The sequence below is a fragment of the Streptomyces sp. NPDC059142 genome (assembly GCF_042755665.1).
Taxonomy (GTDB): Bacteria; Actinomycetota; Actinomycetes; order Streptomycetales; family Streptomycetaceae; genus Streptomyces.
In genome coordinates this window covers 7,672-31,889 of the sequence record NZ_JBHZDA010000019.1, presented here as the reverse complement: position 1 = coordinate 31,889, position 24,218 = coordinate 7,672, and the positions used below count along the sequence as shown (strand labels likewise).

Sequence of the window (24,218 nt, the reverse complement as noted above, 5' to 3'; positions counted from 1 at the left end):
AAAACTCCCCCCCCCCCGCCCGGGTCCCACCCCGGACCGGGGCCGGGCCCCCCCGGGGGGGGCGCCCCCGGAGGCGGGGATACGGACGGGCGTGCGGTCGGGGTCAGACGTTGACGCCGAAGTCCTGGGCGATGCCGCGCAGACCCGAGGCGTACCCCTGGCCGATGGCGCGGAACTTCCACTCCGCGCCGTTGCGGTACAGCTCGCCGAAGACCATCGCGGTCTCCGTCGAGGCGTCCTCGCTCAGGTCGTACCGCGCCAGCTCGTTGTTGTCGGCCTGGTTGACCACGCGGATGAACGCGTTGCGCACCTGGCCGAAGGACTGCTGACGGCTCTCCGCCTCGTAGATCGAGACGGGGAAGACGATCTTCTCGACGTCGGCGGGGACCGTGGCCAGATTGACCTTGATCGCCTCGTCGTCGCCCTCGCCCTCACCGGTGAGGTTGTCACCGGTGTGCTCGACGGAGCCGTCGGGGCTCTTGAGGTTGTTGAAGAAGATGAAGTTCCCGTCGACGGTGACCTTGCCCTCGGCGTTCGTCAGCAGGGCGCTGGCGTCGAGGTCGAAGTCACTGCCGGTGGTGGTGCGTACGTCCCAGCCCAGACCCACGGTGACCGCGGTCAGGTTGGGCGCGGCCTTGGTCAGCGAGACGTTTCCGCCCTTGCTGAGGCTGACTCCCACGAGTCCTCCCTATGGTGTGAAGCGTTGGCATCCGATCAACGACTGGATCCTAGTGACCGGTTCCCGGCCACGGCGCGTTTTCGGTGGTCGGTGCGCGGAGCCGTGTCGGTCGGCGCGCGGAACCGTGTCGGTCGGCGCGCCGAGCTGTGCCGGCAGGCGCGCCGGTCAGCGCGCCGGCCGGAGGTCTTCGCAGGTCAGAGGGATGCGAGGGCCTTGACGTACTCGTCGAGGTCCCGGGCGTCGGGCAGGGCGTTGACGACGCTCCAGCGCACGACGCCCTCCTTGTCGATGATGAAGGTGCCGCGGACGGCGCACCCCTTCTCCTCGTCGAAGACGCCGTACGCGCGCGAGACCTCGCCGTGCGGCCAGAAGTCCGACAGCAGCGGGTACTCCAGGCCCTCCTGCTCGGCGAAGACCCGCAGGGTGTGGGGCGAGTCGTTCGAGACGGCGAGCAGCTGGGTGTCGTCGTTGACGAACGAGGGCAGCTCGTCGCGCAGGGCGCACAGCTCGCCCGTGCACACACCGGTGAAGGCGAAGGGGTAGAAGAGCAGCACCACGTTCTTGGCGCCGCCGGCCGCGTCGGCCCCGCGGAAGTCGGACAGCCGCACGGTCCGCCCGTGGTTGTCCTTCAGCTCGAAGTCCGGGGCAGGGGTGCCGACCTCGATCGCCATGGATGCACGTCCTTTCGAAGGGCTCGGCGGAGCGGCCCTGATGCCAGGGGCGGCATCCGGCCCACACGCCTGTGTGGACCCGAGCCTACGCAACACCTCCCGCCGACGGGACCGGGACCCGGGCGTACGCAAAGGGCCCCCGCCGAGATGATCGGCGGGGGCTTCATGGTCGCGCCGCCGGTGCCGGTGGTGGCACCAGGGGCTGCCGCTTCATTGCGCGCCCGAGGCGGCGCCCGGGGTCAGCGCTTGCTCTTCGCCGCCTTGGGCGTGACGAGCCGGCTGCCGGTCCAGTCCTTGCCCGCGTTGATGCTCTTGGTCTGGGACAGGCCCGCGGTCTGGGACGCCTCGTTGATGTCGCTCGGTTCGACGTAGCCGTCACGGCCGGTCTTGGGCGTCAGCAGCCAGATCACTCCGCCGTCCTCGATCAAACCGATGGCGTCCACCAGCGCGTCCGTAAGGTCGCCGTCCTCGTCACGGAACCACAGGGCGACGGCGTCAGCCACGTCGTCGTAGTCCTCGTCGACAAGATCCTGGCCGGTGATGGCCTCGATGGACTCGCGGAGATCCTGGTCGACGTCGTCGTCGTAACCGATCTCCTGGACCACCTGTCCGGGTTCGAACCCAAGCCGTGCGGCAAGGTTGGTCCGTTCCTCCGCGTGGTCCGCGGTCGCGCTCACGGATTGCCTCCTGATCATGTTTCGATTAAACGCTTCGGGCCGCGCGCGTACGCGGGGCATTGGCCGTAGTCCACACGGGCGGGGCGGATCGCGCAAGTACCCGGCCGCCGAGACCGCCGAAACGGTGACGTTCCGGGCGCCTTCGCCGCATCTCCAGCCACTTCGACCCTGCCGTGCGTGACCTGGGCCACACGTTTCCTCCTTCTTTGCCATGTTATGCCGTTTCGGTACGCCAATCCGGCCCGAACGGCCGAACGGAACGGATGGACGGGGTGGGCGTAAGGTTGCGATTTGATCGTCGCGGGAACCGGCCCCGAGCGGTCCCGGCCCGGGGAATATCCCGGGGAATCCGGGTTACCCCTCGGTAGAGATGACGTTTCCGTCGTCGCGGTACACGATGGATGCGGCGTACGTACCCCCGCGTAACAGCAGTACTCCGACGGCGTGCACCGCATCGTTCGTGTGCGGGGCACGACACGACCCGACCAGCGAAGGACAAGCGTGGCTTCCGGATCCGATCGCAATCCGATCATCATTGGCGGCCTTCCCAGCCAGGTCCCGGACTTCGATCCCGAAGAAACCCAGGAGTGGCTCGACTCACTCGACGCCGCTGTCGACGAGCGAGGCCGTGAGCGTGCCCGGTATCTGATGCTCCGGCTGATCGAGCGGGCGCGCGAGAAGCGCGTGGCCGTTCCCGAGATGCGCAGTACGGACTACGTCAACACCATCGCCACCAAGGACGAGCCGTTCTTCCCGGGCAACGAGGAGATCGAGCGCAAGATCCTCAACGCGACGCGCTGGAACGCCGCGGTCATGGTCTCGCGCGCCCAGCGCCCCGGGATCGGGGTCGGCGGCCACATCGCCACGTTCGCCTCCTCCGCCTCCCTGTACGACGTGGGCTTCAACCACTTCTTCCGGGGCAAGGACGGCGGTGACGGCGGCGACCAGATCTTCTTCCAGGGCCACGCCTCCCCCGGCATCTACGCCCGCGCCTTCCTGCTGGACCGCCTGAGCGAGCGGCAGCTCGACGCCTTCCGCCAGGAGAAGTCGAAGGCGCCGTACGGGCTCTCCAGCTATCCGCACCCGCGGCTGATGCCGGACTTCTGGGAGTTCCCGACCGTCTCGATGGGCCTCGGCCCGCTCGGCGCGATCTACCAGGCCCGGATGAACCGCTACATGGAGGCGCGCGGTATCGCCGACACCTCCGGCTCCCATGTGTGGGCCTATCTCGGCGACGGCGAGATGGACGAGCCCGAGTCCCTGGGGCAGCTCTCCATCGCCGCCCGTGAGGGTCTGGACAATCTGACCTTCGTCGTCAACTGCAACCTCCAGCGCCTCGACGGCCCGGTCCGCGGCAACGGCAAGATCATCCAGGAGCTGGAGTCCCAGTTCCGCGGCGCCGGCTGGAACGTCATCAAGCTGGTCTGGGACCGCTCGTGGGACCCGCTGCTGGCCCAGGACCGCGACGGCGTGCTGGTCAACCGGCTGAACACGACACCGGACGGACAGTTCCAGACGTACGCTACCGAGACCGGCGCGTACATCCGCGAGCACTTCTTCGGCGACGACCAGCGGCTGCGCGCCATGGTCGAGAACATGACCGACGCCCAGATCCTGCACCTCGGGCGCGGCGGCCACGACCACCGGAAGGTCTTCGCGGCGTACGCGGCGGCCAAGGCCCACCAGGGCCAGCCCACGGTGATCCTGGCGCAGACCGTCAAGGGCTGGACGCTCGGGCCGAACTTCGAGGGCCGCAACGCGACCCACCAGATGAAGAAGCTCACCGTCGCCGACCTCAAGGGTTTCCGGGACCGGCTGCACCTGCCGATCACCGACAGCCAGTTGGAGGACGGGCTGCCGCCGTACTACCACCCGGGCAGGGACTCGGAGGAGATCCAGTACATGCACGACCAGCGCAGGTCGCTGGGCGGGTACGTACCGACCCGGGTCGTCCGGGCGAAGCCGCTGCCGCTCCCCGACGACCGGGCCTACGCGGCGGTCAGGAAGGGCTCCGGCCAGCAGTCGATCGCCACCACCATGGCGTTCGTCCGGCTGCTCAAGGACCTGATGCGGGACAAGGAGATCGGCAAGCGCTTCGTGCTGATCGCGCCCGACGAGTACCGCACCTTCGGGATGGACTCGTTCTTCCCGAGCGCCAAGATCTACAACCCGCTGGGCCAGCAGTACGAGTCCGTCGACCGTGAGCTGCTGCTCGCGTACAAGGAGTCCCCCACCGGGCAGATGCTGCACGACGGCATCTCCGAGGCGGGGTGCACGGCCTCGCTGATCGCGGCGGGCTCCGCGTACGCCACGCACGGCGAGCCGCTGATCCCGGTGTACGTCTTCTACTCGATGTTCGGTTTCCAGCGGACCGGTGACCAGTTCTGGCAGATGGCCGACCAGCTCGCGCGCGGTTTCGTCCTGGGCGCGACCGCCGGCCGGACGACGCTGACCGGCGAGGGGCTCCAGCACGCCGACGGCCACTCGCATCTGCTGGCCTCGACCAACCCGGGCTGTGTCGCCTACGACCCGGCCTTCGGCTACGAGATCGCGCACATCGTCCGGGACGGGCTGCGCAGGATGTACGGCCCGGAGAGCGAGGACGTCTTCTACTACCTCACCGTCTACAACGAGCCGATCCAGCATCCCGCCGAACCGGCCGACGCCGATGTCGAGGGCATCCTCAAGGGCATCCACCGCTACCGGAGGGCCGACCGGGGCGAGATCCCGGCGCAGATCATGGCGTCCGGTGTGGCCGTGCCGTGGGCCGTCGAGGCGCAGCGGATCCTCGCCGAGGAGTGGAACGTCCGGGCGGACGTCTGGTCGGCGACGTCCTGGAACGAGCTGCGCCGTGAGGCGGTCGAGGTGGAGCAGCACAATCTGCTGCACCCTGAGGAGGAGCAGCGCGTCCCGTACGTGACGCGGAAGCTCTCCGGCGCGCAGGGACCGTTCGTGGCGGTCTCGGACTGGATGCGTTCCGTGCCGGACCAGATCGCGCGCTGGGTGCCCGGTACGTACCAGTCGCTGGGCGCGGACGGCTTCGGCTTCGCGGACACGCGGGGCGCGGCCCGCCGCTTCTTCCACATCGACGCGCAGTCGATCGTGCTGGGGGTCCTCACCGAGCTGGCCAGGGAGGGCAGGGTCGACCGTTCCGCGCTGAAGCAGGCGGTGGACCGCTACCAGCTCCTGGACGCGTCGGCGGCGGACCCGGGCGCCGCGGGCGGCGACGCCTGACCGCGGGCACCACGTGCCGGTACGTACGGAGGGCGGCGGGACCTGGACGGTTCCGCCGCCCTCCGGCGTCCGGCGGGGCCCGGTCACCGCTCCCAGATCTTGAAGGCCCTCACCCGGTACGGGGAGCTGGGCAGCCAGGTGCCGGTGCCGGGGTACGTCTCGAACTCCCCGGTCTCCCCGCAGGTGGCCGACTGGTACGTCGTCACGGGCCGGCCGGTGCGGTTGGCGAGGGAGTGGGCGGTGGTGCCCGCCGGGAGGGGCACGCAACTGTCGATGTCGGTGCCGGAGAGTTCATGGGTCTGCCGGGCGCCCTTGAAGTCGTCCTTCGCCCACAGGCACAGCTCCCCGGCCGCGCACGCTCCGAGGCGCGGCGGGGCGGCCGGGGCGGACCGGCCCGTCGGGGCGGCCGGCGCCGCGGTGACGGTCTGCGGCAGCAGGACGGCGAGGGTGAGCGCCCCGAACCCGACCCCGACGGCGGTGACGGCCCTCGTCGTACGGCGGAGGACGGACGCGGCCGTGCGCGGCGTCATGGTCGTGCGCGGCGCCGTGGTGGTGTGCGGCGTCGTGGTGCCCGGCGTCGTGGTGGTGTGCTGCGTGGTGGTGCCCGGCGTGGTGGTGTGCTGCTGAGTCATTTCGTTCGGCCCCCGTGTGTCGTGTCCGTCGTACGTGTGTCACGCACGACGGGTCGGTGTGGTGTCCGTGACGCGTGTCGCGGTCCCGGCACCACCACTCTGACCTGCGGCTCAGGGCTCCGGAAGGGGGTGCGGCGCCCTCCACCCGGATAGGCGACAGCCCCGCCGGAACCTTCCGGCGGGGCTGTGGTGGGCGTGGAGTTGACGCCGGGTCACCCGGCGGCTGACGTCAGATGTGCACCCCGCCACCCGCGGCGTCCGCGTTGTCGCCGCGCTTCGTCAGCAGGGCGACGAGGACCGCCACGGCCGCGACCCCGGCGGCGACGAGGCTGGCCAGGCTCATGCCGGACATGAAGGTGTCGTGGGCGACGGTGGTGATCTGCTCGGCCACCGCGGGCGGCAGGCCCGGGGAGACCGGCGCCACCCCGACCTGGACGGCCTCGGTCGCGGGGCCGGACTGGGCGGCGGTGAGCGGGGGCAGCCCGGCGGCCGCCCAGTTGCCCGGCAGGTCGCTGGAGACCTTCGAGGCCATCACGGCGCCGAGGACGGCGGTACCGAGGCTGCCGCCGATCTGCATGGCGGACTGCTGGATGCCGCCGGCCACGCCGGACAGCTCCATCGGGGCGTTGCCCACGATGACCTCGGTCGCGCCGACCATCACCGGGGCGAGGCCGAAGCCGAGCATCGCGAACCAGATGGACATGGTGAGGCTGCTGGTGTCCGTTTTCAGGGTGGACATGCCGAACATGGCCACGGCCGTGAACACCATGCCGCCGGCCAGCGGGATCCGGGGGCCCACCTTGGTTATCAGGAGCCCGGCGAGCGGGGATCCCACGATCATCATGCCGGTGAGCGGCAGCAGATGGAGCCCGGCGTCGATCGGGCTCATGCCGTGCACGTTCTGGAGGTAGAAGGTGACGAAGAAGAGCCCGCCCAGGAAGGCGATGGCCATGAGGACCATCAGCACCACACCGGCGGAGAGCGGTACGGAGCGGAAGAGCGCCAGCGGGACGAGCGGTTCCCTGACCTTCGTCTCCCAGTAGGCGAACCCGCCGAAGCAGACCACGGCGGCGGCCATGAAGAGCCAGGTCGTCCCGGAGCCCCAGCCCCACTCGGGGGCCTTGATGATCGCCCACACCAGCGCGAACATCGCGACGGAGAGCAGCACGATGCCGAGGATGTCGAAGGACCTGGGCGCGTTCGCGGCCCGGTGGTCCAGCAGGATCAGCGTGCCGAGCACCAGGGCGAGCACGCCCACCGGCACGTTGATGAAGAAGACGGACTGCCAGCTCACATGCTCGACCAGCACGCCGCCGAGGATCGGTCCGCCGGCGGTCGAGGCGCCGATGACCATGCCCCAGATGCCGATGGCCATGTTGAGCTTCTCTGCCGGGAACGTGGCCCGCAGCAGACCGAGCGCGGCCGGCATCAGCAGCGCGCCGAAGAGCCCCTGGAGCACCCGGAAGGTGATCACCAGGGAGATGCTGTGGGAGAGCCCGATGGCCCCGGAGGCGGCGGCGAAGCCGGTGACACCGATGAGGAAGGTCTGCCGGTGCCCGAAGCGGTCGCCCAGCTTGCCGGCGGTGATCAGCGCCACGGCGAGCGCCAGGAAGTAGCCGTTGGTGATCCACTGGACGTCGGCGAAGGACGCACCGAGGTCGGTTTTGATGGCCGGGTTCGCGATGGCGACAATGGTGCCGTCGAGGGCCACCATCATGACGCCGATGGCCACGGAGAAGAGAGTCAGCCAAGGGTGGCCGCGCCGCCCCTTGGAGGGCGTCGGGCCCGGAGGTTGCGCGGGGTCCGGGCTCGGTGGCGCCTTGTCGACAGTGGTCTGACTAGTCATACCGCAAACGGTAGTGTCAGCCACTGACAGTTGACAAACCATTTCACAAGCCAGTAACTGTCAAGTTACGCCCCGAGCGAGAGTGAGGTCTCCGCGGTGACCGGCGGACTGCGCGCCCGCAAGAAGCAACGCACCCGGGAGTCCCTGCTCCGTGTGGCGCTCGAACTGTTCACCACGCAGGGGTACGAGCGGACCACCGTCGACGAGATCGCCGACGCCGTGGAGGTCTCCCAGCGCACGTTCTTCCGCTACTTCGCCAGCAAGGAGGAAGCGGCCTTCGCCATGGTGGATCTGATGGAGTCCCGCTTCGTCGAGGCGCTGCGCGCCCGGCCCGCCGCGGAGGGCCCGTTCGAGGCGATGCGCAACGCGGTCGCGTCCGTCTGGGGCAGCGTGGGCGACACCATCGAGTCCGTCGTGACGGTGGAGCTGTACATGGAGTCGTACCGGATGATCGAGTCGACCCCGGTCCTGCTCGCCGCCCATCTGCGCCGCTCCTCGGATCTGGAGGACGGGGTCGCCCGGCTCATCGCGGACCGGGAGAGCCTGGACGTCGACGCCGATCCGCGGCCCCGGGTGGCCGTCGCCGCGTTCACCGGCGTGATGCGGGCCACCGGGCGGCTCTGGAGCCAGGGCGAGGACTGCACCGTGGCGGGGCTGGGCTGTCTGACCGAGGCGTATCTCGACCAGCTCACGCCCCGCCTCCTCATGGACGACTGGCGCTGACCCCCGTCCGCGACGTCCCGCGTCTCACGCTGCCGCGCGATCCGCAAGGGCCGTTCGGGCGAAAATCCTGGAAGTACCGCGCCGACCGTAGTGACCGTACGGTCGCGCGCCCCCGCCGTGATCCACGCTCCGGAGTGTGCGTCCCGCCGTACGTTCGGTGAGGTTACCGGCGGTTCAATCCCGCCCCGCCGGTGATCTCTCTCACGCTCGTCGCGAGGCCCCCCGCGCGCACTCTAGGGTGAGGAGCAGTGACTTCCTTCGACTCCTCCCCCACTCTGAGCGTGTGGCGCGCCCTGCTCGCCCTCGCCGTGGTCTTCGTGATGCTGGCGACGACCGGATGGACCGCCGTGCAGCACCAGCGCGGCCCCGGCGAGCCCTTGACAGCCGCCTTCAGTGCCTGGGAGCGGGGCCGGACAGGCGCCCGTCACCTGCCCGATCCGACCGGGCCCGCCAAGACGCTGGCCGCCTTCTTCGCCTCCCTCGACAGCGGGGAGCAGTCCCGGCTCGCGGCCACGTACCCGCTCGCGGTCGGCAATCTCAACGGCGCCCCCGTCACCCTCCGCTACCGCGCCAACCGGATCGCGCTGGCCCAGGCCCGCGCGGCCGAGGAGGAACGGATGCGGGACACCAGGCTGTCGAGCGACGGCCGACATCTCGCGGGCCGCCGGATGCACCGGTACGAGTCGCTGCTCAGCGGCGACCGGCAGATCCTCGCGTTCGACCCGTCGGGCCAGGGCCGGGTGGCCGAGGTCCTGGGCAATCTCGACCGCGCCCAGCGCGTCTCCCTGGTCGTGCCCGGCGTGGACACGAACGTGCTGACCTTCGAGCGTTCCGACCGCTGGTACTCGGCGACCGCGGGCATGGCCGAATCGCTGTACTCCGCCGAGCGCAAGGCCGACCCCGGCACCCGTACCGCCGTCATCGCCTGGGCCGACTACACCTCGCCCGCCGGCCTCGGTGTGGACGCGGCCATCGGCAAGCTCGCCGAGGACGGCGCCGTACGGCTCGCCGCGCTCACCGACGCGCTGCCCGGCCACTCCCGCATCTCGCTCTTCTGCCACAGCTACGGCTCCGTGGTGTGCGGGGTCGCCGCGCGCTCCCTGCCCGCCCGGGTCACGGACGTCGCCGTCGCGGGCAGCCCCGGGATGCGGGTCGAGAACGCGGCGCAGCTCAGGACCCGCGCCCATGTCTGGGCGATGCGGGACCGGGACGACTGGATCCAGGACGTGCCGTACCTCGCCGTCGGCGGGCTCGGCCACGGCGCCGACCCGGTGACCCGCGCGTTCGGCGCCCGGGTGCTCTCGGCCGGGGACGCGACCGGGCACGCGGGTTACTTCGAGCCGGGCACCGAGAGCCTGGACAACTTCGCGGACATCGGCGTCGGTTCGTACCGCGCGGTGACGTGCGCGGACGCCGCCGGTTCCTGTCGGAGCGGCATCGTCTACGACGGCGAGACGATGGCCGGATGAGCAGGGGCCGTAGGCCACCCGCTCCTTGGGGGCGCGTCACGCCCCGGGCGGCCCCACGCGCGTAGATTCCCCCTCTTGGGCAGGCGACGCGAGCGCGCGCGCCGCCTACGATGAGGCACATGGGTGATGTGCTTGCGGGGATCCATGCCACCTGGGAGTTCGACAGCGACAGCGTGCTCATCCGCTTCGAACGCGGAATACGGACGCCGAAGCTCCTCTCGGCGCTGGGTGAACGGCGTATCCCTCACGAGGCGCTGTCGTCGGTGACGCTCACTCCGGGCAAGCGCGGCACGGTCGTGCTGCGGGCCGTGCCGAGACCCGGCGCCGACCCGCTCACGGAGGCCGCGGCCGGACAGCTCAAGGAGAGCGGCGATCCGTACCGGCTGGTGCTGCCCGCCGAGTCCGAGACCCTCGCCGAGTACTACGCCGACGAGCTGCGCGCCGCCCTCACCGCCTCCCGGCGGCGGCGCGGGGGCCTCGGCGCGTACGGCGACGCGGCGCCCGACGAGCCCGCGGAGCGCTATCTGGTCGCGGCGCCCGGGGCGCCGCTCCACTTCAAGGCGTACGACGGCAAGGCGTCCTTCGACGGCGAGACCGTCTCGTTCCGCTGGTTCTGGACGGGCGCGTCCTCCACCAAGTGGAAGGCGGGCGACCAGCGGCTGCCCGTCACGGAGTTGGAAGGGGTCGAGTGGCGCTCCCCCGAACTCTTCGACGGGTATCTGCGGCTGCTGCCGCGGGACGGACAGGGCACGGCGGGCTCCGGGGCGGGCGAGGCCGACCACGACCCGGCCTCCGTCGTCTTCGGGCTCGGCTACGGCCCGGTCCACGAGTCGCTGCCGTTCGCGGCGGCCGTTCTGGAGGCGGTCCGCGGCGCGGCGGCGAAGCGGGTGCCGGCGCCGGTCCTCGCGATGGCTCCGTCGGGCCGGCGCGATCCGGCGGACGTGGCGGACCGGATCCGGCATCTCGGCGAGCTGCACCAGGCGGGGCTGGTCACGGACGAGGAGTTCACCGCGAAGAAGACGGAGCTGCTGGCGGAGCTGTGAACGCCGGAGGTGTGAACGCCGGAGGTGGAAGCGCGTGCGGGTGCGGAAGCGGGTGCGCGCGGTACCGGGGCCGGCGGGTGTCATACCTGGGTATGAGGCCGGGACCGGCTCCCCGGTATGACGCCGTCCCCTTGACGGCTGCCTAGGCTGGCCGGGCCATGAGTACCGCTCCCCCGCCGCCACCGCCGTCGATACCGCCGCCGCCCTCCTCCCCGCCGAGGCCGGCCCCGCCGCCGTCGGACCGGCCTCCGCGCTTCGCCACCGCGCGGCGGGCCCTGTGGGGCCTCGCCAGCGCGCTGCACACCCCCTCGGAGTCCACGGAAGCGCTCCTCTCGCACGCGCCCAGGCGGTGGCAGCGGCTCTTCCCGTACGCGGTCACCCTCGGCTTCGCCGTCACGCTGCTGCCGGTCACCGCCACCGTGCTCAGCCAGGACTACCGGCTCGGCGGCGGCTGGGCGGGGGCGCTGGCCACCGCGCAGGCGGCGCCGCTGCTGCTCGCCGTGACCCGGCCGCTCCAGGCGTGGTGGATCGTCTTCACCGCCGATGTCATCGGCGGGATCCTGCTCCTGAGCGCGGACGGGCTCGACGGACGCCCCTGGCCCTGGACCCCCATGGTGATCGTGGGCTACCTGGTGCTGATGATCTGCCTGGGGCTGCGCGAACCGCGCCGTACCCTGCTCGCCGTCTGGCTGGCCACCGGCGTCGCCGGGCTCCTCTTCGAGGCGGTCTCACCGGCCACCGGCTTCGGCACCCACGTACTGCTCTTCGTCCTCAGCGGACTCCTCCTGGTCCTCAGCGCGGCCCTGCGCGAACGCGGCGACGCCCAGCGCAGACTGGTCGAGCAGGAGACGATCAGCGAGGCGGAACGGGCCCGCAGGACCCTGCTGGAGGAGCGCACCCGCATCGCCCGCGAGCTGCACGACGTGGTGGCCCACCACATGTCGGTGATCACCGTCCAGGCCGACTCGGCGCCGTACCGGATCGAGGGGCTGCCGGACGCCGCGCGCGAGGAGTTCTCCACGATCGCCGCCGGTGCCCGGGAGTCCCTGACGGAGATGCGGCGGCTGCTCTCGGTGCTCCGCAGCGACGGCGGTGAGGGCGAGCGGGCGCCGCAGCCCGGGCTCGACCGGGTCCAGCAGCTCGTGGAGGCGACCGTACGGGCGGGGGTCCCCGCCGAGCTGTCGCTGCCGGCCCGGCTCGGCCCCGTACCGCCCGCCGTGGACCTCTCCGCGTACCGCATCGTGCAGGAGGCGCTGGCCAACGTGGTGCGCCACGCGCCCGGCGCCCGGACCCAGGTGTCGGTGGTGGTCCACGCCGACCGGCTGACCGTGCTGATCGTCAACGGCCCCGGCACCGCGCGGACTTCACCGCTGGAGACCACCGGGACGGGCCACGGCCTGATCGGGATGCGCGAGCGCGTACGGTTGACCGGCGGCACCCTGGACACCGGGCCGCTGCCGGACGGCGGCTTCAGGGTCGCGGCCCGTCTCCCCCTGACCGACGGTCCGACGGGCGATCCCACCGACGCCCCGAAGGGCCCGGCCCCCGAGGACGCCCCGTGACCATCCGCGTGATCATCGTCGACGACCAGGCCATGGTGCGCGCGGGGTTCGCCGCGCTGCTGTCCGCGCAGTCCGACATCGACGTGGTGGGCGAGGCGCCCGACGGGCGCAAGGGCGTGGAGGTCAGCCGTACCGTCCACCCGGACGTGGTGCTGATGGACGTCCGGATGCCGGAGATGGACGGACTGGCCGCCGCCCGCGAGGTGTTGAACCCGCCGGCCGGGGTCGTCCACCTCCCGAAGGTGCTGATGCTGACCACCTTCGACGTGGACGACTACGTGTACGAGGCGCTGCGCGCCGGCGCGTCCGGCTTCCTCCTCAAGGACGCGCCCCCGGCCGATCTGATCGCGGCCGTACGGATCGTGGCGGCCGGGGAGGCGCTGCTCGCGCCCTCCGTGACGCGCCGGCTGATCGCCGACTTCGCCCAGCAGCGGCCCGCCCCGCGCACGGACCGCTCGCAGCGGCTGCGCGGGCTGACGCCCCGGGAGACCGAGGTGCTGGAGCTGATCGCGCGCGGGCTCTCCAACCCGGAGATCGCCGGACGGCTGGTGGTCGCCGAGCAGACCGTCAAGACCCACATAGGCCGGGTGCTCTCCAAGCTCGGGCTGCGGGACCGCGCACAGGCCGTGATCTTCGCGTACGAGTCGGGGCTGGTCACCCCGGGCGACGCCCCCGCCTGAGCCGCGCCCCGCCCTCCCTCTCCGGCTCCCTCTCCGGCCCCCTCTCCGGCCCCCTGCGGCCGACCCGTACGGGGCGCCCCCCGTACCCCCACTACCCCGGTATGACGCGGCAGTTGGCTCCCCGGTGTGACGTCCGCGCGGACACCTTCTTCCTACCTTCCCTCTCGCCACCTCGACGGGCGAGGGCGGGAAGAGGGAGACGTACATGCGCCGCTACAAGAGGACTGTGGTCGCCGTCGCGCTCGCGACGACCGTGGCCGGGGGCACGGCGGGCTGGGCCTCCGGCGGTGCGCAGCGGGCCGTGACCGGGGCGCCGCCGGGGAGCGCGGCCTGGCGGGCGGAGGGTGTGCCGGGCCGGCCGCTGCCCGATCCGGCCACGGCGGACCCGCGCGAGATCGCCGCGTTCTTCCGGACGCTGACGCCCGGCCGGCAGCGGGAGCTGGCGCACCGGCACCCCTCCGTCGTCGGCAATCTCGACGGGGCGCCGGTGGCGCTGCGCTACGAGGCCAACGCGCTCGCGATCCGGGCCGGGCACGACCCCCGGTACCTGCGTCTCGCGGCGCCCGGCCGGCAGATCCTCGCCTTCGACCCGCGCGGCCGGGGCCAGGTGGCCGAGGTGTACGGGGATCTGACGGCCGCGCCCCGTGTCTCCGTCGTCGTGCCGGGCTCGGACATCGACGCGGGGAGCTTCGACCGCGCGAAGGATCCGTACGGCACCCCCGCCGGGATGGCCGTGTCCCTGCGGACCGCGACCGGCGACCGTACCGCCGTCGTCGCGTGGACGGGCTACACCACCCCCGTGGGGATCGGCCTCGACGCGGCCACCGGGGATCTCGCGGAGGCGGGGGCGGGGCGGCTGGCGCGGTTCACCCAGGGGCTGGTGGCGGCCGGGGCCGCGGAGCCCGCGCTGTTCTGCCACAGCTACGGCTCGGTGGTCTGCGGTCTCGCCGCCTCCGAGGTGAACGCCACCGACATCGTGGTGTGCGGTTCGCCCGGGATGCGCGCCGGGCGGGTCGCCGACCTCCGTACGGACGCGCGTGTCTGGGCGGCGAAGGACCCGTCCGACTGGATCTCCAAGGTTCCGAACGTCGAGTTCGCCGGGCTCGGCCACGGCCCCGACCCGGCCGGCGCCGCGTTCGGCGCCCGCCGGGTGCCCGCCGCCACGGCCCACGGCCACACCGGCTACTTCGCCCCCGGCACGGACTCGCTCCGCGCCTTCGCCGCCATCGCGCTCGGAGAGAGCGCCGGCGCCGGTACGACGGGAGAGAGCCGATGATCGCCGGGACCGTGGCGAAGATCGAGGCGCGCACCCCCGCCTCCCGCGACCGCGCCGTCGACGGGCTCCGCGCCCTCGCGCTGCTCGCCGTGCCCACCGGGCACTGGCTGCTCGGCGGCCTCACGCTCGACTCCGGCGGCGCGCTGCACAACGCGAGCCCCCTGACCACCTTCGGCGTCCTCGCCCCGGTGAGCTGGGTGCTCCAGATGCTCGGCATCTTCTTCCTGGTCGGCGGGTACGCCTCGGTGCTCTCGTACCGCAGGAGGCCCGCCACGACGGCCGCCTGGCTGCGCGGGCGCGTGGTGCGCCTGGGCAGGCCGGTCCTCGGGGTGACGGCGGTGTGGGCGTTGCTGCTGCCGCTGCTGTACGGACTCGGGGTGCCCGCCACGACGCTGCGGACCGGGTCGACGCTGGTGGTCCAGCCGCTCTGGTTCGTGGGGATCTACGTGATCGTGACCGCGCTGACCCCGTACTGCGTCGCCGCCGCGCGCCGGCTCGGCGGCTGGGCGGCCGTCCCGCTGCTGGTCTCCGTCGCCGCCGTCGACCTGCTGCGGTACGGGCCGTACGCGCAGGACGTCCCGTCCTGGCTGAGCGTGCTGAACATCCTGCCGGGGTGGCTCTTCGCCTACCAGCTCGGTGTCTCCTGGGGCGAGGGGCGGATCGGGCGGCGCGGGGCGCGGCTCCTGCTCGTCGGCGGCGCCCTGCTCTTCGCGGCGCTGCTGGTGGTCTTCGACTACCCGGCGTCGATGGTCGGGGTCCCGGGGGAGGCCCGGACGAACTCGCATCCGCCGTCGCTGCTGGTGCTCGCCCTGGCCGCCGCGCAGAGCGGGGCGGCGATCCTGGTCAGGGACCGGCTGGGGCGGCTGCTGGCGCGGCCCGCGCTGTGGGCGCCGGTGGTGGTGGTGAACCTGTCCGCGATGACGATCCTGTGCTGGCACCAGACGGCGATGCTCGCCGTCGCCGTGCCCGGCTCCTTCGTCGGGGAGCTGTCCGGGCTGACGACCTCGCCGGACACCCTCGGCTGGATCCTGGCCCGGCTGACGTGGCTGCCGCTCTTCGCGACGCTGCTGCTGGTCATCGGCAGGTACGCGCGCGGCTTCGACGGGCCGTGGGAGAGCGGCACGCGCGCGGCGAAGGCCCGCCGCGCGGCGGCGGGGCTGCTCGCGGCGGGCTTCGCGGTGTTCGCGCTGGGGCTGGCGTGAGCCACGGCGGGGTGAGCCACGGCGGCGGGGGCGCGCCCGGAAGCGGGGGCGCCCCCGGGGCCGGGCGCAGGGCGCGTCCGGTCAGTCGGGGGCGGTCACTCCCGGGCGGTCGAGGTGGAGCTCATGTCGGCGTACCGGCCGCCCGCCACCCGACCGGCGATCGGCTCCAGCAGGCTCAGCTCGCTCTCGGTGAGGATGAGATGCGTCGCGGCGGTGTTCTCCTCGATCCTGGCGCGGCTGCGGGTGCCGGGGATCGGTACGACGGCCAGGCCGTGCAGCGGCGCCCGCTGCTGCACCCAGGCGAGGGCGACCTGGCCCAGGGTGGCGTTGCGCCCCTCGGCGATCTTGCGGACCGGCTCCAGCAGCGCGGCGTTGGCGGCGGCGTTGTCCCCGGTGAAGCGGGGCTGCTGGCGGCGGAAGTCGTCGGTGCTCAGCTCGCGGTCGGCGTGGACGAACGAGCCGGTCAGGAAGCCCCGGCCGAGCGGGGAGTACGGCACGAGCGCCACGCCCAGCTCGGCGGCGGCGGGGACGGCGGTCCGCTCGACGTCGCGGCTGAAGAGCGACCACTCGGACTGGAGCGCGGTGATCGGGTGCACGGCGTGGGCGGCGCGCAGCTCGGCGCCGGTGACCTCGCTCAGCCCGAGGTACGCGACCTTGCCCTCGTCGATCAGTTCGGCCATGGCGCCGACCGTCTCCTCGATGGGGACGTTCCGGTCGCGCCGGTGCATGTAGTAGAGGTCGATCCGCTCCACCCCGAGCCGCCGGAGGCTTGCCTCGACGCAGGCGCGCAGATAGGCGCGGTCGTTGCGGATGATCCGCTTGGTGGGGTCGTCCGGGTCGACGCCCAGCGAGAACTTGGTCGCCAGGACGATCTCGTCGCGGTGTGCCCCGACGAACGGCGCGAGGAACTTCTCGTTCTCGCCGTTCCCGTACATGTCCGCCGTGTCGTACAGGGTGACGCCCAGCTCCAGGGCGCGCTCCAGGGTGGCCCGCGCCTCCTCGGCGTCCGTGGGCCCGTACGCGAAGCTCATGCCCATGCAGCCGAGCCCCTGGGAGCCGACCTCCGGGCCGCCGGTGCCCAGGCGTACCTTCTCGATCCTGCCGTCGTTCGCGCTGTCGCTCATCGGGGTTCAGAACCTCTCCGACGCCGTGCGGGCGTCCGCGTAAAAGCTGATCTTGTGGTCGAGTACGGACACGGTGTCCTGAAGCTCCGCGATCCGGCGCAGGACATCGCGGCGTGTCCGTTCCAGCAGCTCCTGGCGCTCCTCGAACGTGTCGTCGCCTACCCGCAGAAGCTCGGCGTAACGGACCATGTCGGCGACGGGCATCCCGGTCAGCCGCAGCTTGGTGACGAACATGAGCCAGTCCAGGTCCCGGTTGCTGAAGCGGCGCTGCCCGGTGTGCGACCGGTCGACGTGCGGCATCAGACCGATCCGCTCGTACCAGCGCAGGGTGTGCGCGGTGAGCCCGGTGAAGGCGGCGACCTCACTGATCGTGTAGCGGTCCTGGCCGTTGGGGCGCGGATGCGCGGGCGGCGGGGCGGCGCAGCTCACCACGCGGGCTGTCCCTACGGGGCTGGTCTGGATCAGCGTCATACGGTCAACGCTAGATCCTTCGAGTGCACTCCAAGCAAGCCCTTGCACCCGAATGGCCAGAGCGTACGGACCTTCCGGGGGGCCTGCCCGGCGGGCCGCCGCGGGGGCCCCGGGGCGGCCCGCCGGGGTGTCGTACCCGCCCAGTAGGCTCGGGCGCATGCAGAGCCTGGCGATGATCGAGAACTGGCCCGTGCCGCACGCCGCGGCCGTCGTCGTGCGCGCCGACGGGAGCGTCGCCGGGGCGTACGGGCCCACGGCGCGGCGTTTCCCGCTCGCCTCGGTGACCAAGCCGCTCGCCGCGTACGCGGTGCTCGTGGCGTACGAGGAGGGCGCCGTCGAGCTGGACGAGCCCGCCGGGCCCGAGGGGGCCACCGTGCGCCATCTGCTCGCGCACACCGCCGGGCTGGCCTTCGACGAGCACCGTACGGCGAGCGCGCCCGGCACCCGGCGGCTGTACTCGAACGCCGGGTTCGAGGTGCTGGGCGACCATGTCGCGCGGGCCACCGAGATCCCCTTCGCCGACTATCTGCGCGAGGCCGTGCTGGAACCGCTGGGGATGGCCGACACGGCGCTGCCGCCGGGCGGTTCGCCGGCCAAGGACGCCGTGTCGACCGCCGAGGACCTGGCGCGGTTCGCCGCCGAGGTGCAGGCGCCCCGGCTGCTCGATCCGCGTACGGTGCTGGAGGCGATGAGCGTGGTCCACCCGGGGCTCTCCGGCGTACTGCCCGGGTACGGCAACCAGAAGAACAACGACTGGGGTCTCGGCTTCGAGATACGGAACGGCAAGTCCCCGCACTGGACGGGGAGTTCGTCGTCGCCGCGTACCTTCGGCCACTTCGGGCAGTCCGGTACGTTCCTGTGGGTCGACCCGGACGCGGGCGCAGCCTGCGTGGCGCTGACGGACCGGGACTTCGGGCCGTGGGCGATCGAGGCGTGGCCGCCGTTCACGGACGCGGTGCTGGCGGAGCTGGCCGGATAGCGCCCCTCCCGGCCCCCGGGAAGCTCCCGGGTCAGGCGGGCATCTCCCAGAGCAGCACCTCGGACGCGGTGTCCCCGGCCCCGGCGACCAGTTCGAGCCCCCGCGCGTCCGTGATCCGCGCCGAGTCCCCGGGGCCCAGCTCCGCGGTGCCCCCGGCGCCCTCGGTCCGGTCGGGCCCGTCGAGCCGTACCGCGCCCCGCACCACCTGCGCGTAGACCGACGGCGCGTCCGGCACGGCCGAGCGCTCGCCGGCCCGCAGCCGCCGTACGTGCAGCAGCGCGCCCGCCCGGGGCAGGGCGTACGGAGTGGCGTCGGCGATGCCCCGTACGACCTCGTAGTCGGGCTCGCCGCCCGGCTCCAGCGGGGCCAGCCACATCTGGAGGAAGACCAGCGGGGCCGTCCCCTCGTTGCGTTCCTCGTGGCGCACCCCGCCCGCGGAGCTGAGCCGCTGGAGGTCCCCGGGGCGGACGACGGTGGCGTGCCCGGCCGTGTCGCGGTGGGTCAGCTCGCCCTCGACGACCCAGGTGACGATCTCGGTGTCCCGGTGGGGGTGTTCGTCGAACCCGGCGCCGGGCGCGAGCCGTTCCTCGTTGCAGGCGAGCAGCGCGCCGAAGCGGAGATTGTCCGGATCGTAGAAGTGTCCGAAGGAGAAGGCGTGCAGCGACTCGATGCCCGCGGCGGCGTCGCCGCCCGCGTAACGCTCCCCTGCGTACCGTACGAGAATCACGTTTCCACCGTAGACCCGCCCCATGGCCCCGGCCCCACGGGCACCCGACCCGATAAGGCAGTCTTGTCCCGTGCCTGAACCCTCGAACGAACCCCATCCGCACCCCGCGACGCTGCGGCGGCTGGAGCAGTCCTCCGGACGGCTCGCCGCGAACGCCATCGCCCGCATGGACGAGACGCTGCCGTGGTACCGCGCGATGCCGCCGGAGAACCGTTCGTGGATCGGGCTGGTGGCGCAGGCGGGGATCGCCGCGTTCACCGAGTGGTTCCGGCATCCGGAGACCCCGCAGGCGATCTCCACGGATGTCTTCGGGACGGCTCCGCGCGAGCTGACCCGGGCGATCACCCTGCGCCAGACCGTCGAGATGGTGCGCACCACGATCGAGGTCATGGAGACGGCGATCGAGGAGGTCGCCGCCCCCGGCGACGAGTCCGCGCTGCGCGAGGCGCTGCTCGTCTACGCGCGGGAGATCGCCTTCGCCACCGCACAGGTGTACGCGCAGGCCGCCGAGGCGCGGGGCGCGTGGGACGCGCGGCTGGAGTCGCTGGTGGTCAACGCGGTGCTCTCCGGCGAGGCCGACGAGGGCGCGGTGTCCCGGGCGGCGGCGCTGGGCTGGAGCTCCCCCGAACATGTCTGTGTGCTGCTCGGCACGGCCCCCGACGGGGACAGCGAGCTGACCGTGGAGGCGATCCGGCGGGCCGCGCGCCACGCCAAGCTCCAGGTGCTGACCGGGGTGCTGGGCGACCGGCTCGTGGTGATCGCGGGCGGCAGCGACGACCCCCTGAAGGTCGCCAAGGCGCTGATCGGCCCGTACGCGGCCGGCGCGGTCGTCGCGGGTCCGGTGGTGCCCGATCTGCTGGCCGCCACGAAGTCCGCGCAGGCCGCCGCGGCGGGCCTCAAGGCGTGTTTCGCCTGGCAGGACGCGCCGCGCCCGGTGCTGGCGGACGATCTGCTGCCGGAGCGCGCGATCGCCTCCGATCCGGCGGCGCGCGAGCAGTTGGTGGAGGAGATCTACAGACCGCTCGAAGAGGCCGGGTCGGCGCTGCTGGAGACTCTGAGTGTCTATCTCGAACAGGCGAGCAGTCTGGAGGGCGCCGCGCGGATGCTCTTCGTCCACCCGAACACCGTGCGCTACCGGCTGCGACGTGTGACTGACGTCACCGGATGGTCACCCTCCGATGTCAGGTCCGCGTTTACGCTACGGATTGCGCTGATCCTGGGGCGCCTGGCCGACGGTGATCCCCAGTCCTAGACTTTTGTCGTACTCCAACAATTCCCCTCACGGTTCTTCGTTCCTGTCCCCACGGGCGGTGAGGACCGTACACAAGAGAGAGTGTGAGTGTGCTCGTACTCGTCGCTCCCGGCCAAGGCGCTCAGACGCCCGGCTTCCTGACCCCCTGGCTCGATCTCCCCGGTGCCGAAGACCGGCTGCGGGCCTGGTCGGCCGCCATCGACCTGGATCTGGTCCACTACGGCACGAAGGCCGACGCGGACGAGATCCGCGACACCGCCGTCGCCCAGCCGCTGCTCGTGGCGGCCTCCCTGCTCGCGGCGCGGCAGCTCTTCCCCACCACCGGTGACCTCGCGCCGCACGTCGGCGCGGTCGCCGGGCACAGCGTCGGGGAGCTGGCCGCCACGGCGCTCGCCGGGGTCTTCACGGACGACGCGGCCATGACGCTGGTACGGGCCCGCGGGCAGGCGATGGCCGAGGCCGCCGCGGTCACCGGGACGGGGATGTCCGCGCTGCTCGGCGGCGACCCGGAGACCACGCTCGCCCATCTCGACACGCTCGGTCTTACCCCGGCGAACGTGAACGGCGCCGGTCAGATCGTGGCCGCCGGCACGCTCGCGCAACTCGCCGAGCTGGCCGAGAACAAGCCCGAGGGCGTGCGGCGCGTGGTCCCGCTGAAGGTCGCCGGGGCGTTCCACACGCACCACATGGCGCCCGCGGTCGAGAAGCTGGCGGCGGCCGCCGCCTCCGTCGACACCGCCGACCCGGTCGTCCCGTACGTCTCGAACAGCGACGGCGGCGCGGTCGCCACCGGCTCCGAGGTGGTGGCGCGGCTGATCGGCCAGATCGCCAACCCGGTCCGCTGGGACCTCTGCATGGAGACGTTCCAGGAGCGGGGCGTGAGCGCCCTGGTCGAGCTGTGCCCCGGTGGCACCCTGACCGGGATCGCGAAGCGCGCCCTGCCCGGGGTGCGGACCCTGGCGCTGAAGACCCCCGACGACCTCGAAGCGGCCCGCGCGCTGATCGCCGAGCACTCCACCGCACAGTCCTTGCACGCCTCGCACGAGTCCTCGCACTCCTCCACGGCTGAATAAGGAGCCAGAGAGCATGTCGAAGATCAAGCCCAGCAAGGGCGCCCCGTACGCGCGCATCATGGGCGTGGGCGGATACCGCCCGGTCCGGGTCGTGCCGAACGAGGTGATCCTCGAAACGATCGACTCGTCCGACGAGTGGATCCGCTCCCGCTCCGGTATCGCGACCCGTCACTGGGCCTCCCCCGAGGAGACCGTCGCGGCGATGTCCGTCGAGGCGGCGGGCAAGGCCATCGCCGACGCCGGGATCACCCCCGAGCAGATCGGCGCCGTGATCGTCTCCACGGTCTCGCACTTCAAGCAGACCCCGGCCATCGCGACCGAGATCGCGGACCGGATCGGCGCGGGCCGGCCCGCCGCGTTCGACATCTCGGCGGCGTGCGCGGGCTTCGTCTACGGGCTGACCCTGGCCAAGGGCATGATCGTCGAGGGCTCCGCGGAGCACGTCCTGGTGATCGGCGTGGAGCGGCTCTCCGACCTGACCGACCTGGAGGACCGCGCGACGGCCTTCCTCTTCGGTGACGGCGCGGGCGCCGTCGTCGTCGGCCCCGCGCAGGAGCCGAGGATCGGTCCCACCGTGTGGGGCTCCGAGGGCGACAAGTCCGACACCATCAAGCAGACCGTGCCGTGGGACGATTTCCACGCCGGTTCGCAGGAGAAGTTCCCGGCCATCACGCAGGAGGGCCAGGCGGTCTTCCGCTGGGCCGTCTTCGAGATGGCGAAGGTCGCCCAGCAGGCGCTGGACGCCGCAGGCATCACCCCGCAAGAATTGGACGTCTTCATTCCGCATCAGGCCAACATGCGGATCATCGACTCGATGGTGAAGACTCTGAAGCTGCCGGACAGCGTCACGGTCGCCCGTGACGTCGAGACCACCGGCAACACCTCGGCCGCCTCGATCCCGCTCGCTATGGAGCGGATTCTGGCGACCGGGCAGGCGAAGAGCGGTGACACCGCGCTCGTCATCGGCTTCGGGGCGGGTCTCGTGTACGCGGCGACGGTCGTTACCCTCCCCTAGGCACCCGGATCCTTCCGGAACGCCTTCGTAAACCCTCTGCTCCATATCTGCTCAATATCTAAAAGGAGATCGCCCACCATGGCCTTCACCCAGGAAGAGATCGTCAAGGGTCTCGCCGAGATCGTGAACGAGATCGCCGGGATCCCGGAGGAGGACGTCCAGCTCGACAAGTCCTTCACCGACGACCTGGACGTCGACTCGCTGTCCATGGTCGAGGTCGTCGTCGCCGCCGAAGAGCGCTTCGACGTGAAGATCCCGGACGACGACGTCAAGAACCTGAAGACGGTCGGCGACGCCGCCGACTACATCGCGAAGCACCAGGCCTGACAGCTCCGAGGCACGACTCCGGCTCCGTCCGGAGAGGTCCCTCCGGGCACGTCTGACGCCTGACGTTCGACCCGTTCATCGCGGCAGACGCCACCCGGTGGTGGCGCCGTAACAAATTCAGCACCCTCTACACGTGGAGAAGAATTCCAGTGAGCCAGACCAATCGCACCGTGGTCGTCACCGGTATCGGCGCAACCACACCACTGGGTGGCGACAGCGCTTCGACCTGGGAGGGTCTGCTCGCCGGCCGCTCCGGAGTCCGGCCCCTGGAAGGCGAGCTGTTCGCCGACCTGCCGGTCCGGATCGCCGCCACCGCTGCCGTCGACCCGTACGAAGTACTGCCCCGGCCGCTCGCCCGCAAGCTCGACCGCTCGGCGCAGTTCGCGCTGATCGCGGCCAGGGAGGCGTGGGCGGACGCCGGTTACACCGCCAAGGCCGGCGACGACCCCTCGGTCGACGCCGACCGCCTCGGCACCGTGATCGCCTCCGGCATCGGCGGTGTCACGACCCTGCTCGACCAGTACGACGTGCTGAAGGAGCGCGGCGTACGCCGGGTCTCCCCGCACACCGTGCCGATGCTGATGCCCAACAGCCCCTCCGCCAACGTGAGCCTGGAAGTGGGCGCCCGCGCGGGCGTGCACACCCCGGTCTCCGCGTGCGCGTCGGGCGCCGAGGCCGTCGGCTACGCGGTCGAGATGATCCGTACGGGCCGTGCCGACGTGGTCGTCGCGGGCGGTACGGAAGCGGCCATCCACCCGCTGCCCATCGCGGCGTTCGCCAACATGATGGCGATGTCCAAGAACAACGACGAGCCCACCAGGGCCTCGCGCCCCTACGACAAGGGCCGCGACGGCTTCGTCCTCGGTGAGGGCGCCGGCGTCGTCGTCCTGGAGTCGGCCGAGCACGCCGCCCGGCGTGGCGCGCGCGTCTACTGCGAGGTGCTGGGCCAGGGCCTCTCCTCGGACGCCCACCACATCGCGCAGCCCGAGCCGACCGGCCGGGGCATCGCGAAGGCCATGCACAACCTGCTGGACTCCTCGGACCTCAAGCCGTCCGAGATCATGCACCTGAACGCGCACGCCACGTCCACGCCGCAGGGCGACATCGCCGAGGTCAAGGCGTTGCGCCAGGTCCTGGGCGACGACCTGGACCATGTCGCGATCTCCGCCACGAAGTCGATGACCGGCCATCTGCTGGGCGGCGCGGGCGGTATCGAGACGGTGGCGACGGCCCTCGCGCTGTACCACCGCACGGCCCCGCCGACGATCAACCTCGACGACCTCGACGAGGAGGTGGACGCGGACGTGGTGCGCGACGAGCCCCGCACGCTGCCGTCGGGCACGATCGCCGCGATCAACAACTCGTTCGGCTTCGGCGGCCACAACGTGGTGCTGGCGCTGCGCACGGTCTGAGACCACGCGTCCACGACCCACCGGGAGGGGGGGGGGCCCGGCCGGGGCCCCCCCCCCCCCCCGGGTCGCCGGCCCCGGGGGCCGGGGGGGGCCGCCGCGCCGCCCCCGCCCCGGCAGGAGCGCGCCGCCCCTGCGGGCGGCCCG

At 72.1% G+C, this 24,218-nt stretch carries 22 protein-coding genes; 14 read left to right on the top strand and 8 right to left on the bottom strand.

Features of this window, described 5'->3' with window-relative positions; all coding sequences use genetic code 11:
* Nucleotides 1–103 precede the first annotated feature (103 nt).
* The 3 genes from ACFXPK_RS10205 to ACFXPK_RS10195 all read right to left on the bottom strand — a co-directional run bounded on the left by ACFXPK_RS10205 (nucleotide 104) and on the right by ACFXPK_RS10195 (nucleotide 2,027).
* Complete coding sequence (locus ACFXPK_RS10205) at nucleotides 104–679, bottom strand: TerD family protein (RefSeq protein WP_384997096.1); 576 nt, start codon at nucleotides 677–679, stop codon at nucleotides 104–106.
* A 194-nt stretch (nucleotides 680–873) separates the two neighbouring features.
* A complete protein-coding gene (locus ACFXPK_RS10200; protein ID WP_384997098.1) occupies nucleotides 874–1,350 on the bottom strand; it encodes a peroxiredoxin in 477 nt (158 codons plus the stop codon).
* Between the two features lie 239 nt (nucleotides 1,351–1,589).
* Nucleotides 1,590–2,027: a DUF3052 domain-containing protein gene (locus tag ACFXPK_RS10195; protein ID WP_329827313.1), complete on the bottom strand. Its 438-nt coding sequence runs from the start codon at nucleotides 2,025–2,027 to the stop codon at nucleotides 1,590–1,592.
* Between the two features lie 501 nt (nucleotides 2,028–2,528).
* Here ACFXPK_RS10195 and aceE point away from each other — a divergent pair.
* The gene (gene aceE, locus ACFXPK_RS10190) at nucleotides 2,529–5,261 is read left to right on the top strand and encodes a pyruvate dehydrogenase (acetyl-transferring), homodimeric type (RefSeq protein WP_384997100.1); all 2,733 of its coding nucleotides are present in this window, start codon (nucleotides 2,529–2,531) and stop codon (nucleotides 5,259–5,261) included.
* 83 nt (nucleotides 5,262–5,344) lie between these two features.
* Here the strand turns inward: aceE and ACFXPK_RS10185 are convergent, their stop codons facing one another.
* Nucleotides 5,345–5,791, bottom strand: coding sequence for a peptidase inhibitor family I36 protein (locus ACFXPK_RS10185; protein WP_385073799.1), 447 nt, complete (start codon nucleotides 5,789–5,791; stop codon nucleotides 5,345–5,347).
* Between the two features lie 331 nt (nucleotides 5,792–6,122).
* Complete coding sequence (locus ACFXPK_RS10180; RefSeq protein WP_385073698.1) at nucleotides 6,123–7,739, bottom strand: MFS transporter; 1,617 nt, start codon at nucleotides 7,737–7,739, stop codon at nucleotides 6,123–6,125.
* A 96-nt stretch (nucleotides 7,740–7,835) separates the two neighbouring features.
* Here ACFXPK_RS10180 and ACFXPK_RS10175 point away from each other — a divergent pair, with 96 nt between their 5' ends.
* The 7 genes from ACFXPK_RS10175 to ACFXPK_RS10145 all read left to right on the top strand — a co-directional run bounded on the left by ACFXPK_RS10175 (nucleotide 7,836) and on the right by ACFXPK_RS10145 (nucleotide 15,694).
* The gene (locus tag ACFXPK_RS10175) at nucleotides 7,836–8,462 is read left to right on the top strand and encodes a TetR/AcrR family transcriptional regulator (protein ID WP_384997105.1); all 627 of its coding nucleotides are present in this window, start codon (nucleotides 7,836–7,838) and stop codon (nucleotides 8,460–8,462) included.
* A gap of 248 nt (nucleotides 8,463–8,710) precedes the next feature.
* Nucleotides 8,711–9,931 (top strand): alpha/beta hydrolase, encoded by a 1,221-nt coding sequence (locus ACFXPK_RS10170; protein ID WP_384997107.1) that lies wholly within the window; start codon nucleotides 8,711–8,713, stop codon nucleotides 9,929–9,931.
* 119 nt (nucleotides 9,932–10,050) lie between these two features.
* Nucleotides 10,051–10,974, top strand: coding sequence for a DUF4429 domain-containing protein (locus ACFXPK_RS10165; protein ID WP_385073695.1), 924 nt, complete (start codon nucleotides 10,051–10,053; stop codon nucleotides 10,972–10,974).
* A gap of 158 nt (nucleotides 10,975–11,132) precedes the next feature.
* The gene (locus ACFXPK_RS10160; protein WP_384997111.1) at nucleotides 11,133–12,536 is read left to right on the top strand and encodes a sensor histidine kinase; all 1,404 of its coding nucleotides are present in this window, start codon (nucleotides 11,133–11,135) and stop codon (nucleotides 12,534–12,536) included.
* Nucleotides 12,533–13,216, top strand: a complete 684-nt coding sequence (locus ACFXPK_RS10155) for a response regulator (protein ID WP_384997113.1) — start codon at nucleotides 12,533–12,535, stop codon at nucleotides 13,214–13,216. Before ACFXPK_RS10160 ends, ACFXPK_RS10155 begins: the two co-directional genes overlap by 4 nt.
* A gap of 205 nt (nucleotides 13,217–13,421) precedes the next feature.
* Nucleotides 13,422–14,492: an alpha/beta hydrolase gene (locus ACFXPK_RS10150; protein ID WP_385073691.1), complete on the top strand. Its 1,071-nt coding sequence runs from the start codon at nucleotides 13,422–13,424 to the stop codon at nucleotides 14,490–14,492.
* Nucleotides 14,489–15,694, top strand: coding sequence for an acyltransferase (locus ACFXPK_RS10145; RefSeq protein ID WP_385073688.1), 1,206 nt, complete (start codon nucleotides 14,489–14,491; stop codon nucleotides 15,692–15,694). The genes ACFXPK_RS10150 and ACFXPK_RS10145 overlap by 4 nt, the downstream gene beginning before the upstream one ends.
* Nucleotides 15,695–15,789: 95 nt before the next feature.
* Here ACFXPK_RS10145 and ACFXPK_RS10140 read toward each other — a convergent pair whose 3' ends face one another.
* Together ACFXPK_RS10140 and ACFXPK_RS10135 are read right to left on the bottom strand one after the other, a co-directional pair.
* Nucleotides 15,790–16,818, bottom strand: coding sequence for an aldo/keto reductase (locus ACFXPK_RS10140; protein ID WP_384997119.1), 1,029 nt, complete (start codon nucleotides 16,816–16,818; stop codon nucleotides 15,790–15,792).
* A 6-nt stretch (nucleotides 16,819–16,824) separates the two neighbouring features.
* Nucleotides 16,825–17,289, bottom strand: coding sequence for a MerR family transcriptional regulator (locus tag ACFXPK_RS10135; RefSeq protein WP_384997121.1), 465 nt, complete (start codon nucleotides 17,287–17,289; stop codon nucleotides 16,825–16,827).
* A gap of 157 nt (nucleotides 17,290–17,446) precedes the next feature.
* Here ACFXPK_RS10135 and ACFXPK_RS10130 point away from each other — a divergent pair, with 157 nt between their 5' ends.
* Entirely contained in the window at nucleotides 17,447–18,268 is an 822-nt protein-coding gene (locus ACFXPK_RS10130) for a serine hydrolase domain-containing protein (RefSeq protein ID WP_385073684.1), read from the top strand.
* Between the two features lie 31 nt (nucleotides 18,269–18,299).
* Here ACFXPK_RS10130 and ACFXPK_RS10125 read toward each other — a convergent pair whose 3' ends face one another.
* Nucleotides 18,300–19,019, bottom strand: coding sequence for a pirin family protein (locus ACFXPK_RS10125; protein ID WP_385073681.1), 720 nt, complete (start codon nucleotides 19,017–19,019; stop codon nucleotides 18,300–18,302).
* Here ACFXPK_RS10125 and ACFXPK_RS10120 point away from each other — a divergent pair.
* From ACFXPK_RS10120 to fabF, 5 genes are all read left to right on the top strand, one after another.
* On the top strand, nucleotides 19,018–20,247 hold the full coding sequence (locus ACFXPK_RS10120; RefSeq protein WP_384997127.1) for a PucR family transcriptional regulator: 1,230 nt from the start codon (nucleotides 19,018–19,020) through the stop codon (nucleotides 20,245–20,247). The two genes, ACFXPK_RS10125 and ACFXPK_RS10120, sit on opposite strands and share 2 nt — an antisense overlap.
* 89 nt (nucleotides 20,248–20,336) lie before the next feature.
* Complete coding sequence (locus tag ACFXPK_RS10115) at nucleotides 20,337–21,320, top strand: ACP S-malonyltransferase (RefSeq protein WP_385073796.1); 984 nt, start codon at nucleotides 20,337–20,339, stop codon at nucleotides 21,318–21,320.
* Between the two features lie 13 nt (nucleotides 21,321–21,333).
* Complete coding sequence (locus ACFXPK_RS10110) at nucleotides 21,334–22,335, top strand: ketoacyl-ACP synthase III (RefSeq protein ID WP_384997129.1); 1,002 nt, start codon at nucleotides 21,334–21,336, stop codon at nucleotides 22,333–22,335.
* A gap of 78 nt (nucleotides 22,336–22,413) precedes the next feature.
* A complete protein-coding gene (locus tag ACFXPK_RS10105; protein WP_384997131.1) occupies nucleotides 22,414–22,662 on the top strand; it encodes an acyl carrier protein in 249 nt (82 codons plus the stop codon).
* A gap of 149 nt (nucleotides 22,663–22,811) precedes the next feature.
* Nucleotides 22,812–24,074, top strand: a complete 1,263-nt coding sequence (gene fabF, locus ACFXPK_RS10100) for a beta-ketoacyl-ACP synthase II (protein WP_384997133.1) — start codon at nucleotides 22,812–22,814, stop codon at nucleotides 24,072–24,074.
* Nucleotides 24,075–24,218 lie beyond the last annotated feature (144 nt).